The following is a 14513-nucleotide window of genomic DNA, read 5'->3' as shown; positions in this document are numbered from 1 at the left end:
AGTACCAATAAGCCGGATTGGTGATCTAAACCCCTATATATTTTAAAAAGGGGCACCAAAAAGCCCGATTGATATATGCATGCAAAGTAAAAAGCAGCGACGATTTGCCGCTGCCCTTAAATCTCATATCAACCGGAAGCCCGTCCTTTGATCGCTTTATATGCAATCAAGATAATTCCGATTACCAGGAGGATATGAATGATTCCGCCGGCTATTTCAAAAATCAGTCCGAGCAGCCAGAGCACCAGCAATATTCCTGCAATTGTCCATAACATTAGCAACATCTCCTTTCCTATTGGTCTCTTGATTAAAGTTTACCCTTTTGTTAATTCTATTAAACAAGGTTCCCCTCACCTTCCAGATGTTCAAATATTTGATAACTTCATGGTCATTGTGTAACACTTATACTATCCTTTTAAAGTCAGGAGAAATTGCCATGGGACAATACAAGATTTTATTTTTGGATATAGACGGAACGATCTTAAGACCCGATGATACGATAGAGGACTCTACGAAGACAGCCATCAATGAAATGAAGAGACAAAATATTGAGGTGGTTTTAGCTACAGGACGCCCCCTCCATGAGATATCCGATCTTGCAAAGGAACTTCAGATTACTTCTTTTATAGGATATAACGGCGCATTGGGCATTTATGAAGGCGATACGATTTTTGCCGAACCCATGCAGCCTGAGGATGTCAAATACATATTGGATGTGGCATCAGCAAATGGCCATGAAGTTGTATGTTATACGCATGAAAAAAATTACTTGACCAATCTGGAAAGCGAACCGGTACAAGCTTTTCTCAAGCAATTCCATTTGCGCCAGAATGCCGTATTTACTGAGGATGCGGTTGAACAAATTCTCGGCATGACAATCATCAGTGCTGGAAAAAAAGGGGATTCACTATACGAATTCAAGAATGGCATCCATTTGTCTCAGGTGAACGTCGAGGGTATGCAGCATTGCTACGATGTCATTCGTGATCATGTTAATAAAGGAATTGGTGTCGAATTCCTTATAAATAAACTGGGAATTAAACGGGAAGAGTCGATTGCCTTTGGAGACGGAATGAATGATAGGGAAATGCTGAAAAGCGCAGGTGAAGGATTTGCGATGGGCAATGCCCACCCTGACCTGTTTCAATATGCAAAGCATAAGACAACTGCTGTCACAAATTCCGGGATTTACAATGGTTTAAAATCTCTTGGATTATTATGAAATTAGCCCGTGAAAAAAATGGAACCTCTGACAGAGAGGTTCCATTTTTATTTACCTGCTGCCCGTTTTTTTGCGCTTGCCTTTGAAAATTGATCCTCAGGCTGTGCAGCAGACTTTTTTAGGCTGTCTTTATAACTCATCCAGTAAATCAATGCTACGAAGACACCACCTCCAACTGCATTCCCTAAATAAACGGGTACAAAATTGGCAAAGTATGCCCCCCAGGTATAATATCCAGCAAAAATAGCTGCCGGGATGACGAACATATTTGCGACTACGTGCTGGAAACCGATTGCAACAAAGCCCATGATTGGGAACCAGATGGCCAAAACCTTCCCCGTCATGTCAGATGCCCCATATGAGAGCCACACCGCTAAACCAACAAGCCAGTTACAACCTATTCCTGAGAAAAAAGCCGCCCAGAAACTAGCATCCAGTTTTGCACCTGCTACTGAGACTGTTTTTTCTAGATAAGGACCCGTTTCGGTCAAGCCGACAATATGTCCAAAAAAATAGGCTACAAAAAGCGCACCTACAAAGTTACTAAGAGTAATCCAGAACCAATTTTTCAATAGCATCTTTACTGTTACTTTCTTTGCAAGACTGGCCATTGAAATAGCAGTCATATTCCCCGTCAGCAGCTCTCCTCCAGCAAGAAGGATCAGAATCAGCCCAAGAGGAAATACCGCGGCACCCAGGAATGTTCCAAAAGTACCCCACTCGTGAGGGAGATTCGCAATTACCCTGATGTCCAAAAGATACCCTATAGCAATAAAAGCTCCTCCCAAGAATCCCAGTGCCAGCATGTTTTTTACGGGCATAGCAGCCTTGTATGTGCCAGAATCAATGGTCACTTGAGCAATTTCCTGGGGTTTACGAAATGCCAATTCAAATTCCTCCTGTTCTTATGCGCATTATTTCATTCGGTTATTGAATATTTCTTTAATGGCTTAATTCCCCTTTGTCCAGCAAAAAAACAGCGTTTTATTTATTTTTTGACATTTTTCCAAAAGAAACATATCATATTGATATATCAAATTGATATATATATATATATGTATATATAAACCAAAAGGAGAAATGAACATGTCAATCGAACATTCGATCCTTGCAGTGATTAGCTTCCGTCCCAGCACTGGCTATGACATTAAAGCTGAATTCGAGCATAAGGCAGCAGGTCTTTACTGGGGTATGAGTTACGGCAGTCTCTATCCAAAACTTAAGAAGCTTGAAGAACAGGGGTATATCATCACTATTGAATCAGAAGCAGAAGGCCGCAAGAAAAAGCTCTATGAACTGACTGGCAAAGGCTGGACAGAATTGGATAGCTGGCTTGCCAGAAAGCCTGAACCTCCTTCGATAAAGGATGAGTTATTCATTAAAATGGCTGCCTGGCATAATGAAATGGATTTAAATATCCTGGCAGGCCATTTAAAAACAAGAGCGGTCGAGTCAAAGGAAGTCTTAGGCTATATCAAGGACTGGAAACAAAATAATACATCATATATAAACAGTGTCGGGATGTTGGCAATAAGATACGCTGAGCTGAAACTGGAGGCTGAGCTTCAATGGATAAGAGAATCACTTGCCTCCCTGGAGAATGATGGACTTCCTGTGGGTCAAGATCCGAAGAAACTTGGAGAGAAACAAATGGAACGGAGAAAAGCAGCACTAAAAGCAGACCATTAGGGGGGACAGTATGGATACTGGCATTTTTAAACCGTTGAAAAACAAGGCTTATCGTTCTCTTTTTGGCGCACAGGTATTTTCCGATTTGGGAAACTGGCTCGACTTTATTGCAATACAGGTTATAGTGGCCTACCATTGGGGTCTTGGCGAAGGAGCAATCGCTTCCGTCATAATCGTCATGGGAATACCATGGGTGATCATCGGTCCGCTTGCCAGTGTGTATGTTGACAGACTTCCGCAAAAGATGCTGATGATAACATGTCTCTGGTTAAGAATTCTATTTGTTGCCGGTTTGTTTTTTGCGCCAAACCTTTATATTTTGCTGTTCTTTGTTTTCCTCAAGGCGACTGTAGCTGCATTGTATGATCCCGCAAGGCAAAGCGCGATCAGGCATACTGTTGCCGATGAGGAACTTCCTGAGGCTGTAACTTTGAGTCAGCTATCAGTCAATACAATGAAAATAATCGGCCCCGCCTTAGGTGGCGGCATCATTGCCCTTTACGGAGTTAAGAGTCCATTTATTTTTGAGGCAGCAGGTTTTTTGATCGCAGTTGCGATATTATTCACGCTGCCTAAAATTGAAACAGAAGCGGCTGAACATACGCAAAATAAAAACTCATATATAGAAGATCTTACAGAAGGAATCCGGCATATTTTGTCAGCCAGGATTCTGAAAGCTGCAATCATCCTCTCCTCCATCGCCTTTTTCATTATCTTTCTTTATGACGGATTGTTTATCTTTGTTGCGCAGAACCTGGGATTTAGCGGGGAAGAGTTCGGCTTGCTTGTCAGTTCTGTTGGATTTGGCAGCGTTATTGGTGCACTTTTCCTCGGCCGGTATACTGCCTGGAAGAATAAGCCCATCCAGCTGATGGCCTCGGCTTCTGTGCTGAGTGGTATCTTGATCCTTATTATCGGAATCGGCGTGCTGGGGACATTTGAACTCCCTAAACTTTTGTGGATGGCTGGAGCTTTCTTGCTTGGACTTCTAGCTTCTGCAGAAGGTGTTCCATACGGTTATGTCCTGCAATCAGAAACACCCAAGAACATAATGGGAAGAGTATCGTCAGCAGCTGCCTCCCTGCAGACATTCTCCATGCTCGTCGCCCCTGCTGCGGGTGCATTTCTGGCGAAATCAATCGGTGTATCAGGCGTGCTGATAGGTGCAGGAATCGCCACCTTTTTTCTCGGGACAATTGCTTTAGCTATCCATTTAAGAAAAAAAGAAAACGTAAAAAGCCTTGAAGCATAGAAAAAACAGCGGCTGACCCAGCAGGAGACATAATAAAAGGGTGTCCCAAAAGCTTAAACCTTTTGGGACACCCTTTTCGCAATCAGTCTTTATTCAGCAATTCTTCCCCTGCTATACCAGGGTTGGTCATTTCATATGGGTTCAGGATCAAATCAAGCTCTTCTTCTGTAAGCACATCATAAGCAAGGCAAAGTTCCCGTACAGACTTTCCTGTCAGGATTGCTTCCCTTGCAATTCTTGATACAGCTTCATAACCAAGGTGCGGATTGACAGCGGTGATAATACCTACACTTCTTTCCACATCTTTTTCGAGCTTCTCTTTGTTCGCTTCAATCCCTACGAGACAATGGTCAGTAAATACCTTAAAACCATTGTTCATGATGCTGATCGATTGAATCAAGTTGAAAATAAGCACCGGTTCCATGACATTCAACTCAAGCTGACCAGCTTCGGAAGCAAGACAAATCGTATGGTCGTTTCCTATAACCTGGAAAGCAACCTGGTTGATAACCTCAGGCATGACCGGGTTCACCTTACCAGGCATTATAGATGAGCCTGGCTGCCTTGATGGAAGGAAAATCTCGTTAAAGCCCACTCGAGGACCAGAAGCCATCAATCGTAAGTCATTGGATATTTTCGACATATTCATCATACAAACCTTCAAAGCAGCAGACACAGTTGTATAAGCATCTGTGTTTTGCGTCGCATCCACTAAATGGTCAGCGTTCCTTAATGGATATCCGCTGATTTCTGAAAGGTGACGGACAACATTTTTGATATATTTAGGATTGGCATTAAGCCCGGTTCCTACGGCCGTCGCTCCCATATTCACTTCAAACAGGTGGCCGCGGGTATGCTTGATTCTATCAATATCACGCTCGATCACCCTAGTATATGCTTCAAATTCCTGGCCGAGACGGATTGGCACAGCGTCCTGCAAGTGTGTCCTGCCCATTTTAATGACAGCATCAAATTCCCTTGCTTTCTGGGAAAAAACATCTCGCATGATTTGCATCGTATCCAACAGCTTGTCCAGAAGCGACAGAACAGATATGTGCATCGCAGTAGGAAATGCGTCATTCGTTGATTGAGCCATGTTTACATGAGAGTTGGGACTTAATGTGAAATAATCCCCTTTTTTCTCCCCAAGCAATTCCAGAGCTCGGTTGGCAATTACTTCATTCGTGTTCATGTTGATGGAAGTCCCTGCGCCTCCCTGAATGGGATCCACGATAAACTGTTCATGCCATTGTCCCTGGATGATTTCCTCAGCTGCTTTTACAATGACCTCCCCCAGGCCTCCGTAAAGCCTCCCTGTTTCCATATTGGCGAGTGCCGCTGCTTTTTTCACCATAGCCATTGCCTTTATGAGTTCACTGTGGATTCTGTATCCAGTAATCGGGAAGTTTTCCACCGCCCTTAAGGTTTGAATGCCATAATACGCATCCGCTAATACTTCCTTCGTACCCAGAAAATCCTTTTCAATTCGGACTTTAACCTCAGACATTTATCTATCCCTCCAAAAACCGTAAATGTTCGTATTGTTCCTAAAATATGTATTGAGGGCAAGCGTTTTTCGACAAATTTATTTGTTACTTTTAATCCCCCTTAGCCTATAAATTGGCCTACATGACTATTGTAAATCAAAACGAAGAAATCATCACGATAAATGGATAAATTCCTGAATGAATGTTTGCGAACACTGTATGTTTTCAGGTTGTTATGCTGAAACACCACTACTTTTGATAGCTTTTGTCACCATGCAGGAAAACAGGAATGTTCTTGCTGAATTGTAATAGGACATCTAATTATTCATAAAACCAAAACAGAAAGGAATGTGCATGATGACTGACACTCAATTCATGAAGGCATATACAATCAAAGAGGTGTCCAAGAAAATTAATGTTCCATCTGGCACTATTAGACAATGGGAAAAGGATCTTGCCGGGCTTCTGGTTGTTCCAAGAACGAAACAAGGCGCAAGATTCTATACGGATATCGAAATAGATCAATTGATGAAAATAAAACAAATGCGCGATAAAAATCTAAGCAAGGATATGATTCGGGAGTTATTACAGAGACATATGGGTACTGATCCGGTTTTCGAACAAGCTCAAAAAGAAAACAGCCTCACTGTAAAGACAAATATGCCAGTCGCTCCCCCGGAAGGCAGTCAAAATGATTATGCGGCATTTATGATGGCAATGGAACACTATAAGGGATCCTTGCTCGAAGAAGTCAAGGCAGAGATCAGAAATGGAATCCGAAAGGAAGTGTTGGAGGAAGTAAAAAAAGAAATCTCAAGAGGTACTCTTACAACAGTAAAAACACTTTCCGATTCTATCTATAAAACTGGTGAAAAAACCAATGAACATATTATGGTGCTATCTGAAACGGTGGCCAAAAGCTCGGAAGAAAGTTCCGAACGTCTCGTAACCATATCATCAGAGCTTACGAATGTTTCGAAGGGCACTTCCGAAATCAGTTCAAATCTTTCAAAGGTTTCAAAAGGCACAGCAGAGATGTTCGGCAAGCTTACAGATCGAGTAACGAAAGCTTCGCATGGCACGACAGAAAAAATAGCCCAATTATCTGAAAATATCCAGAAAAATTCTAAAGGAACGACGGATACAATTACCAAGCTGACCGAGAGTGTCGCGAAGGTTTCAAAAGGTACTTCCGAGAAAATCAATGCCCTATCGGGAAGTATTTCGAATGTCTCGAAGGGCACTTCCGAACGAATCGCATCTTTGACTACCAGTTTGACTAGAACATCGAAAGGCACAAATGAAAAAATCAGTAAGCTAGAAAGTACGGTGGATAAGCTATCATCGGGCACAAATAAGGAATTGACACTTTTGGCAAAACGCTTGAACGAGACCACCGAGACGGTTTCCGAGGAATTTAAAATACTTGCAGATTATGTTTCCAATAGTCGTGAGGCAACAAATCAGGAGTTATCGAATTTAAACCAGGTCATAAGTCAGGAACGGGATTATCTTGTCCGTACTCTCCAGTCTGAACGCGAAGAATTACGCAGGGAAATCAGGGAGCGAGACGAAACATTTAAAAATATGGTCGATAGCTTCAGGGAAACTGCAGCTTCTAAGCAATCCAAACGCAATTGGTGGAAGGTCTGGAAGTAGTTTTCATGTTCCTGACATATAACTTGCAAAGATGTAAATAATATTCACACTTAAGCACGCGCTTTTTTCTCCGTAAAAGCATGGAAAACTCTTAGGAGGGACAATTGGAGATGGTCGGATATTTTCGCTGGATGGCAATAGCAACATTGGTCATCTACTTATCAGGGGCGTCATCAGATTTAGTTACTGCGGAAATCTCCTCGGATTACGGGCAAATAAAGGCATTCAATATTTCTCACCGTGGGGCATCAGGCCATGTTCCCGAACATACACTTCTCGCTTATGAACTTGGAAATAGCATGAATGGCGATTACATTGAAATCGACCTTCAAATGACGAAGGATGGAGAATTGATTGCTCTGCATGACGAAACCATTGACCGGACCACGGACAAAAAGGGACTAGTCAAAAACCTTACTCTTAAGGAAATAAAAAAACTTGATGCGGGCTCATGGTTTAATGAAGCGTATCCTGAAAAAAAGAATACCGAGCATATGGGGCTTCAAATCCCTACCCTGCGTGAAGTGCTTGCGAGGTTCGGTGCAAATTCAAAGTTTTTCATCGAAACCAAATCACCTGAAGTCTATCCAGGTATGGAAGAAAAACTAATAGATATACTGAATGAATACAATCTTACCGGTGCTCAGCCATTCGGAAATGTTATTGTTCAATCATTCAGTGCCGAAAGCTTGAGAAAAATACATCAAATGGATGAATCAATACCACTGGTCCAGCTGTTGTCCTACTATGCACCAGCGGTCATTACTGATCGCGAGGTAAATAAAATCAAAGAATACGCGGTTGGAGTCGGTTTGCATTATACTGCAGTCAGCCCAGGGTATATTCAAAAAGTCACAGGATCTGATTTAATGATTTTCCCTTATACAGTCAATGAAAAGAAAGATATGTATATGCTTCTGGATTGGGGAGTTACAGGTATGTTCACTAACTACCCTGACCGGTTGGACCAAGTCATACAAGACAGATCACTCAGGAACTCGTAAACCATTGGATGACTGAGAACAAGCTGCCAAAGGGCAGCTTTGTTTTTGACCGAACTTGTATAGAAAGTATCAAAAGTGTCGAACGGTACCCTTATGCAGGCCGGCTTCGCTCCATAAGGGCACCTTTCAACCATAATGATACCCTTATGCAGGCCGGCTTCGCTCCATAAGGGTATCTTTCAACCATAATGATACCCTTATGCGGGCTGGCTTCGCTCCATAAGGGTATCTTTCAACCATAATAATATCCTTATGCCGGCCGGCTTCGCTCCATAAGGGTATCTTTCAACTATAATAGTACCCTTATGACAGCCGGCTTCGCTCCATAAGGGCATCTTTCAACTATAATAGTACCCTTATGACAGCCGGCTCCGCTCCATAAGGGTATCTTTCAACCATAATGGTACCCTTATGCGGGCTGGCTTCACTACATACGGGTATGGAATTGTCCCTAATTGCACCCTTATATTTAGTAAAATCGCCGCATTTGGTTGCTCTTTTCCCTCTTCAAAGAAGTTGCAAATAGACAGAACCATCCTATCCAGCTTACTAATAATTATACCTGGCAGTTCCTCAATAAAGCCTGTTTTTATATCCTTCTTCCAATCTTTCCCTTATAGCAGCTTCTGAGCCTTCGGGCATTTTAGAGTGTGCTGCCAGTATTTCAGCACCTTTTGGTAACGTTGATGGGTCTGCCCAGCTTGCAGGATTCCATAAGCCTGACCGCTTCAATGCTTTTCCGCATTGTATATAGCATTCTTCAACTTCAATTACGATTCCGAGCAAAGGTTCCTTTCCGCCGGCTTTCATTCTTTCCAGAAGCTCTGGTTCCCTTGTCAAGCTGGCCTTTCCGTTTACTCTTAATGTCTCAAGCATCCCCGGAATTAGAAATAATAGTCCTACCCTCTCATTTGATAAGATATTTTTCAATGAATCCATTCTCTTATTACCGGGTCTCTCCGGAATCACAATCCGGTTTTTGTCCAGAACATGCACAAAGCCAGGTGCATCTCCCCTCGGAGAAGCGTCAGTGCACCCATTTTCGTCTGAGGTAGATAAGACAAGAAATGGAGAATGGGATATGTAATTGCGGCAATGTTCATCTACCATTGAGATAACCTTCCGTTTGGCCAACTCGCTTGGCTCTCCAAATAATGTTCTTAATTCTTCAAAGCTACTAATCTCGTGACTCATTAAATCATCTCCCCAAGCGGTTTATATTGTTTATTTTAAAAGCAAAAAGGCCTATCTTGCTTTCAAGTGGTAAATATGATGTGCTAGGATGGTATTACCACATTTTGGAGTATCAATTTATTTAGAAGGTGCAGCATTGATAAAGAGCTTACGTAATCATTCATTTATAACAGCATTTTTGATAGCTTTGGTTGGCGGCCTGGTGTTTTCATTCCTATCCATTCCAGTCCCCTGGCTCCTCGGGCCAATGTCGGCAATTTTGATCGCTAATCGCTTTAAAGGAATTACATTATATTGGCCTCGCGCATTAAGAGATACAGCATTAATTCTGATCGGATACTCTATCGGCCTTTCGTTTACACGCTCATCTGTTGAGAATATGGCCGAAAACCTTCCGGCAATGCTGTTCATGACAGTGATTCTCGTGGCGTCTGCTGCTTTGATTTCCAAAGTAATTTCACTAGTATCTGGAGTAGACTATCCAACGGTATTAACCGGGAGCATTCCGGGCGGATTGTCACAAATGATCGTTTTTGCAGAAGAGATGAAGGGAATCGACATTACAACGGTTACCTTTCTTCAGGTCTCCAGATTATTGATGATTGTTTTCGTCGTACCTTTTATCATATTCGGTCCAGTTTTCAATATTAGTCTTACGAACACAGAAGTGTCCGGTTCAGCCCAATTCGATTTTGAACCACTAATGCCTGTTGTATTTTTGATCGTGAGCATCCTTGGAGTGTTGATCGGTAAAAAATTCCGCCTGCCTACTCCATTTTTACTTGGACCTATATTAGGCACAGGTTTTTTGACTTATGCCGGCTTCACCGGCCCAACACTGCCATCCTCCGTCATGGATTCATCACAGCTAATGATAGGCGGATATATTGGCATGCTTTTAAAGCCTGAGAAATTAGAGAGGAAATCATTAACGATCTCTCTTGCATTGTTTAGTGGGTTCCTCCTTGTCATGGAATCCCTGTTGTTAAGTTTCTTTTTATCAGACGCTTTAAATATCAATATCGTTACAAGTTTTCTTAGTTTGGCTCCGGGTGGAATGGATCAGATGGGAATCATTGCACATGAGGTCAATGCTGATTTATCTATTGTTTCGGGATTTCAGCTATTCAGGCTGTTCTTCATCTATTTTGCAGTACCTCCGATATTAAGATGGTATTTTAAACGAAATATAAACTGAAACGAGGATTCTCTTTGAGATTCACGGGTATATTAACTAACATCTGAAAAAATGCTTAGTTGGAGGAATGAAATTGAATCTATCTTTTAACCATTTGCTAAATAAAGCAAAAACAACATTCAATCACGCATTTGGCCACGCCAAGGAAACCCTATATTCCATTACGGGTACATCTTCCGCATCTGTCCAGCAAATAGCTGATTACGTCAGGAACCATCCTGATGCAAAAGTTGTAAGGAAAGAATATATAGGGGTTTCAATATCATTTTACGAACTCATCCAGGGTGACATGAGATACTATCTAGAGCTAAAAAACGAAAAAATTTTACAGCTTGATGTGCATTCACATAATCACACTGTTATCGCTTACCGTTCATATCGGGATAGTTCATCGGTAAATACGCCGGTCAAATTTCCTGATTTGCAAAATGCAAAATAATATCCGCCTCTGGCCGAAATGTTTACCTATCCTGAACAGATAGATAAAACTAACTGTGTATAAATCGCATAAAATAAGAGGATGTCCCCGTGCCATTAAGGGACATCCTCTTATTTTGAAGTCAATCCGGACAGCTGGTCCCGATCGTCAGCCATTGGAGGTTCCTCCAGCCAAGAATTTTGGATCATGATATTTGCCCCATCCTCCGCATACAGGGCTATCTCAGGAATCAGCGAAGCATATTTCATCCCTATATCCTTCCGAGGACTTGCAGCCATGGCGGCTCCATAGTTCCCAATCCCTGCGGCAATCATAGCTGTAATATGAAATAAGATAAGCTTATCTGAAAAAACCTGAGTTGTACTGTCTGTCACAGCAGTATCCCAAGACATTGGCGCTGGAATATCATTGTTCTTGAGGATGTCACTAAACAAGTCGACATGTTTTTGAGAAATTTTCTTCCCTCTCTGCAAATATGCCTTGACCCCTTTGTCCTGCGCCACTTGTAAAAATCCCATGATTAACGCTTTTCCTATTTGGTTTGTTTGTATATTCATAAATAAATGAGTGATTTCAACTGAGGTGAGTGCACGTCTCCTGCTTTTGATTCCGGATAGGAATTTTTGTTTCTCTACAAAGTCAACCTTATCAGGCACAGAAATAAAAGGTGGCCTGATATAAGTCCCTTGTTCCAGCATTAACTCTCTTGTCAAATCTTGCAGCCCGACCGCAGATTTCAAAACGCTTTTATGCAGGGAAATCACGTCTGGGCGAGTCCCAAGGCCAATTGCTGCACTATTTGCCGCCATTCCGAGTATCGTCATATGCCTCAAATACATCATTACAAATGTATCGGAGAAAAGCCGCGGTGCACGTACATTAACATCTTTCTCAGTAAAACCCAAAGGGTACGGAAATTCTTCTCGATCAAAAATCTCTTTCATAAGAGAGATGTTTTTTTGTGATGCACCGATAGCAATCTCAACGATTTCTTTAACCTTTTTGTCGTCTACGCTGTTCATAAAATAGCTTAATACACAAACTGAGACTTTATCGTTTAGATATTGCGTCCACAAACTGGACATTTCTGCCGAAGTCAGCCGGATTTTTGTCTTGTCCTCCATCTATACACCTCAATATACTGATGATATATTTATCTTTCCATAACCGGCCAAATTTTATTTAGTCTCTATTTGAACTTGTCCCCTTTCATAATCAATAGCATGATTGATTTTGTTCAAGCCACAGATAAAACAGCCTATCAATTTTTCAAAAAAATAGTAGAATGGATATAGGATTCAAATTAGGAGTGAGCAAGCTGGATGCTATTATTATATTAATCATTGCAGCTGTTAGCATATCACTGACAGCTAATTTAATCAGATTACATGTAAGCGCTTTTCTGAATCAATTGATCTTCACTGTCTCATCATTGATCTTTATTGAGCTTTCTGTTTATCTTTATGGAAGTAATCATTTAAATTGGAGTATCATATTATTTATCGCGACAGCGGGTTATTCCTTTAAATTAATCGGTGGTATTTTAGCAGCCATTTTCAGCATGCTTCTTGTTTATATACAAACAGAAGAAGTTGCTTTGGTTCTTCTGCCGGTATATCTGCTAATCGGTACGAGTGCTGGCTATATCTCACAATATTTACTGAATAAGAAAAGAGATCACCATCGCTGGCTCAATATGCTTATGGAACAATCAAAGCATTTACAAGTCTTTCGAGAAGTAAGTACGACGATGCAGCGCACCCTGCAGCAGGATTTACTTTTAAAAGTAATCCTGACATCTGTTACCGCCGGTCACGGGCTTGGCTTTAACAGAGCGATGATTTTCCTTGCTTCCAATGAGGCCAGGTCGCTGAAAGGAATCGTGGGTGTTGGCCCTATGGATGTGAAGAAAGGCTATGAAGTTTGGGAAAAGATTACGGAAGACAGGCTGAAACTCAGCGATTTAATTGAGCACAATTTTGACAGCAATTTTACCGATCCGGAATTGAATGCTCTTTTGCGTTCACTGGAGATCCCTATCGATGATCATAATGTCTTCGGATTAGCGCTATCAAGCCAAAAACCAGTTATAGTCAAGGGTATTCAGAAAGAGGACTCATCACAGGTTTTAATTTTTGACTTGTTCCAAACTGAGGAGTTTGCAGTGATTCCGCTGATTAACCAGGGAAAGAATATTGGTATCCTTCTTATTGATAATATTGTAAATAGGAGACCTATTACATTGATGAATACAGAAAATATCCTCCCTCTGGCTAACCAGGCGGCTATTGCACTTGATCATGCCAATCTCTATGAGCAGATCGAGGAAATGGCTTTGCGTGACGGGTTGACCGGTCTTCTTAACCAGCGGGCATTCCAGACAATCCTTAATGAACACTTTCCGTTTGAAGGAAAAGTGGCAGCACCCCTCTCGCTAATCATGTTGGATATCGACTTCTTTAAAGTTTTTAATGATAAAAATGGTCACCTGCTTGGAAATGAAGTTTTGATAAAGCTGGCGAGGGTGATCGTGGATTCATTAAGACCAGGAGATTTTTCCTTCCGTTTTGGCGGGGAAGAATTTGTTGTCCTTCTTTCCGAAACCAATTTGAAACATGCTGAAATAATTGCTGAAACAATTCGTTTTAACGTTGAAAAGACAATTTTCCCCGGGGAAAAAACTCAGCCCAATGGGACTTTAACTGTTAGTGTTGGAACTGCCTGTACAGATCATTCTGCAATTAAAAGTAAAAATGATTTAATTGAAGCCGCCGACCAGGCCCTTTACAAAGCTAAAAATGCAGGCAAAAATAAAGTGATTTCTTTTAAGGAGTTCGTGAGCATTGATTGAACTGGCATTGATTCTGGCATCCCTATTCTTTTTCTTGGTTTCCGCTTTGACTAGCAGGCCATTGTACAACCTATCGCAGAAATATTATTCCAAACGGGTAACCGCACATTATGGATTCAAGGTTTCAGACCTGCATTATTCCTATGATCAAATGATCTACTTTATCTCAATGCCCACTACATTGCCATATATCAAGGATGCGCTGAAGGAAGATTTGGTTATTGAACAAGATTATTCATCTTATTTTTTTCCTCTTTTAAAAGGAATCAAAATCTCATTAAAGCAACATGGGACGAAGTTGTATATTGCCTATTTGCCAATTGGCAACTTTCGTTTGCCACATCTAGATAAATTGCAGCAGGAAGGCATCATTGATGAACAAACATATTTAAGAATAAGCACCAGCAAGCTGCTCCATCGTGACACATTGCAGGAAGTGCGCGAAGAAGTTTACAAGCAGCTTCAGGTGGGCCGCTACTAGCTATAAAGAGCCAGCATTTTGTGATAAACTCCAAAGT

The 14513-nt window shown here is 41.5% G+C and carries 14 protein-coding genes; 9 read left to right on the top strand and 5 right to left on the bottom strand.

Annotated elements, in window-relative coordinates; genetic code table 11:
* Positions 1-128: 128 nt before the first annotated feature.
* Positions 129-275 carry a lmo0937 family membrane protein gene (locus tag J7E37_RS10435; protein ID WP_167830891.1) on the bottom strand — a complete coding sequence of 49 codons (147 nt, stop codon included), beginning with the start codon at positions 273-275 and terminating at the stop codon, positions 129-131.
* A gap of 161 nt (positions 276-436) precedes the next feature.
* On the opposite strand from J7E37_RS10435, the gene J7E37_RS10430 reads away from it, so the two are divergent.
* Entirely contained in the window at positions 437-1222 is a 786-nt protein-coding gene (locus J7E37_RS10430; RefSeq protein ID WP_215023839.1) for an HAD family hydrolase, read from the top strand.
* Between the two features lie 47 nt (positions 1223-1269).
* Here the strand turns inward: J7E37_RS10430 and J7E37_RS10425 are convergent, their stop codons facing one another.
* Complete coding sequence (locus tag J7E37_RS10425; protein ID WP_214779146.1) at positions 1270-2109, bottom strand: formate/nitrite transporter family protein; 840 nt, start codon at positions 2107-2109, stop codon at positions 1270-1272.
* A 199-nt stretch (positions 2110-2308) separates the two neighbouring features.
* Here J7E37_RS10425 and J7E37_RS10420 point away from each other — a divergent pair, with 199 nt between their 5' ends.
* Entirely contained in the window at positions 2309-2911 is a 603-nt protein-coding gene (locus J7E37_RS10420) for a PadR family transcriptional regulator (protein WP_214779148.1), read from the top strand.
* A 10-nt stretch (positions 2912-2921) separates the two neighbouring features.
* Positions 2922-4163 (top strand): MFS transporter, encoded by a 1242-nt coding sequence (locus tag J7E37_RS10415; RefSeq protein WP_215023836.1) that lies wholly within the window; start codon positions 2922-2924, stop codon positions 4161-4163.
* Positions 4164-4245: 82 nt separating this feature from the next.
* Here J7E37_RS10415 and aspA read toward each other — a convergent pair whose 3' ends face one another.
* On the bottom strand, positions 4246-5670 hold the full coding sequence (aspA, locus tag J7E37_RS10410) for an aspartate ammonia-lyase (RefSeq protein ID WP_214779152.1): 1425 nt from the start codon (positions 5668-5670) through the stop codon (positions 4246-4248).
* A gap of 337 nt (positions 5671-6007) precedes the next feature.
* Between aspA and J7E37_RS10405 the strand changes: the two genes are divergently transcribed.
* Positions 6008-7309, top strand: a complete 1302-nt coding sequence (locus J7E37_RS10405) for a MerR family transcriptional regulator (RefSeq protein WP_215023834.1) — start codon at positions 6008-6010, stop codon at positions 7307-7309.
* 110 nt (positions 7310-7419) lie between these two features.
* Complete coding sequence (locus J7E37_RS10400; RefSeq protein WP_214779156.1) at positions 7420-8313, top strand: glycerophosphodiester phosphodiesterase; 894 nt, start codon at positions 7420-7422, stop codon at positions 8311-8313.
* Positions 8314-8886: 573 nt separating this feature from the next.
* Here J7E37_RS10400 and J7E37_RS10395 read toward each other — a convergent pair.
* Complete coding sequence (locus J7E37_RS10395; RefSeq protein ID WP_215023832.1) at positions 8887-9507, bottom strand: pyridoxamine 5'-phosphate oxidase family protein; 621 nt, start codon at positions 9505-9507, stop codon at positions 8887-8889.
* A gap of 88 nt (positions 9508-9595) precedes the next feature.
* Between J7E37_RS10395 and J7E37_RS10390 the strand changes: the two genes are divergently transcribed.
* Entirely contained in the window at positions 9596-10705 is a 1110-nt protein-coding gene (locus J7E37_RS10390; RefSeq protein ID WP_215023830.1) for an AbrB family transcriptional regulator, read from the top strand.
* Between the two features lie 73 nt (positions 10706-10778).
* The gene (locus J7E37_RS10385; protein ID WP_214779159.1) at positions 10779-11144 is read left to right on the top strand and encodes a hypothetical protein; all 366 of its coding nucleotides are present in this window, start codon (positions 10779-10781) and stop codon (positions 11142-11144) included.
* 110 nt (positions 11145-11254) lie between these two features.
* Here J7E37_RS10385 and J7E37_RS10380 read toward each other — a convergent pair whose 3' ends face one another.
* Entirely contained in the window at positions 11255-12268 is a 1014-nt protein-coding gene (locus J7E37_RS10380; RefSeq protein ID WP_214779161.1) for a DUF3231 family protein, read from the bottom strand.
* A 185-nt stretch (positions 12269-12453) separates the two neighbouring features.
* Between J7E37_RS10380 and J7E37_RS10375 the strand changes: the two genes are divergently transcribed.
* Both J7E37_RS10375 and J7E37_RS10370 read left to right on the top strand, forming a co-directional pair.
* Positions 12454-13995: a GGDEF domain-containing protein gene (locus J7E37_RS10375; protein ID WP_215023828.1), complete on the top strand. Its 1542-nt coding sequence runs from the start codon at positions 12454-12456 to the stop codon at positions 13993-13995.
* Positions 13988-14476, top strand: a complete 489-nt coding sequence (locus tag J7E37_RS10370; RefSeq protein ID WP_214779165.1) for a hypothetical protein — start codon at positions 13988-13990, stop codon at positions 14474-14476. The genes J7E37_RS10375 and J7E37_RS10370 overlap by 8 nt, the downstream gene beginning before the upstream one ends.
* The last annotated feature ends 37 nt before the right edge of the window (positions 14477-14513 follow it).

The sequence above is a fragment of the Bacillus sp. ISL-39 genome (assembly GCF_018613295.1).
Lineage (GTDB): Bacteria > Bacillota > Bacilli > Bacillales > Cytobacillaceae > Mesobacillus.
Note: the sequence above shows the minus strand (reverse complement) of the source record. Positions and strands in the feature narration are given on the sequence as shown.

Bases quoted from the DNA above. Each gene is read 5' to 3' on its own strand.
- J7E37_RS10435 (WP_167830891.1), bottom strand. From the start codon at position 275: ATGTTATGGACAATTGCAGGAATATTGCTGGTGCTCTGGCTGCTCGGA.
- J7E37_RS10430 (WP_215023839.1), top strand. From the start codon at position 437: ATGGGACAATACAAGATTTTATTTTTGGATATAGACGGAACGATCTTA.
- J7E37_RS10420 (WP_214779148.1), top strand. From the start codon at position 2,309: ATGTCAATCGAACATTCGATCCTTGCAGTGATTAGCTTCCGTCCCAGC.
- J7E37_RS10415 (WP_215023836.1), top strand. From the start codon at position 2,922: ATGGATACTGGCATTTTTAAACCGTTGAAAAACAAGGCTTATCGTTCT.
- aspA (WP_214779152.1), bottom strand. From the start codon at position 5,670: ATGTCTGAGGTTAAAGTCCGAATTGAAAAGGATTTTCTGGGTACGAAG.
- J7E37_RS10405 (WP_215023834.1), top strand. From the start codon at position 6,008: ATGACTGACACTCAATTCATGAAGGCATATACAATCAAAGAGGTGTCC.
- J7E37_RS10400 (WP_214779156.1), top strand. From the start codon at position 7,420: ATGGTCGGATATTTTCGCTGGATGGCAATAGCAACATTGGTCATCTAC.
- J7E37_RS10395 (WP_215023832.1), bottom strand. From the start codon at position 9,507: ATGAGTCACGAGATTAGTAGCTTTGAAGAATTAAGAACATTATTTGGA.
- J7E37_RS10390 (WP_215023830.1), top strand. From the start codon at position 9,596: ATGGTATTACCACATTTTGGAGTATCAATTTATTTAGAAGGTGCAGCA.
- J7E37_RS10380 (WP_214779161.1), bottom strand. From the start codon at position 12,268: ATGGAGGACAAGACAAAAATCCGGCTGACTTCGGCAGAAATGTCCAGT.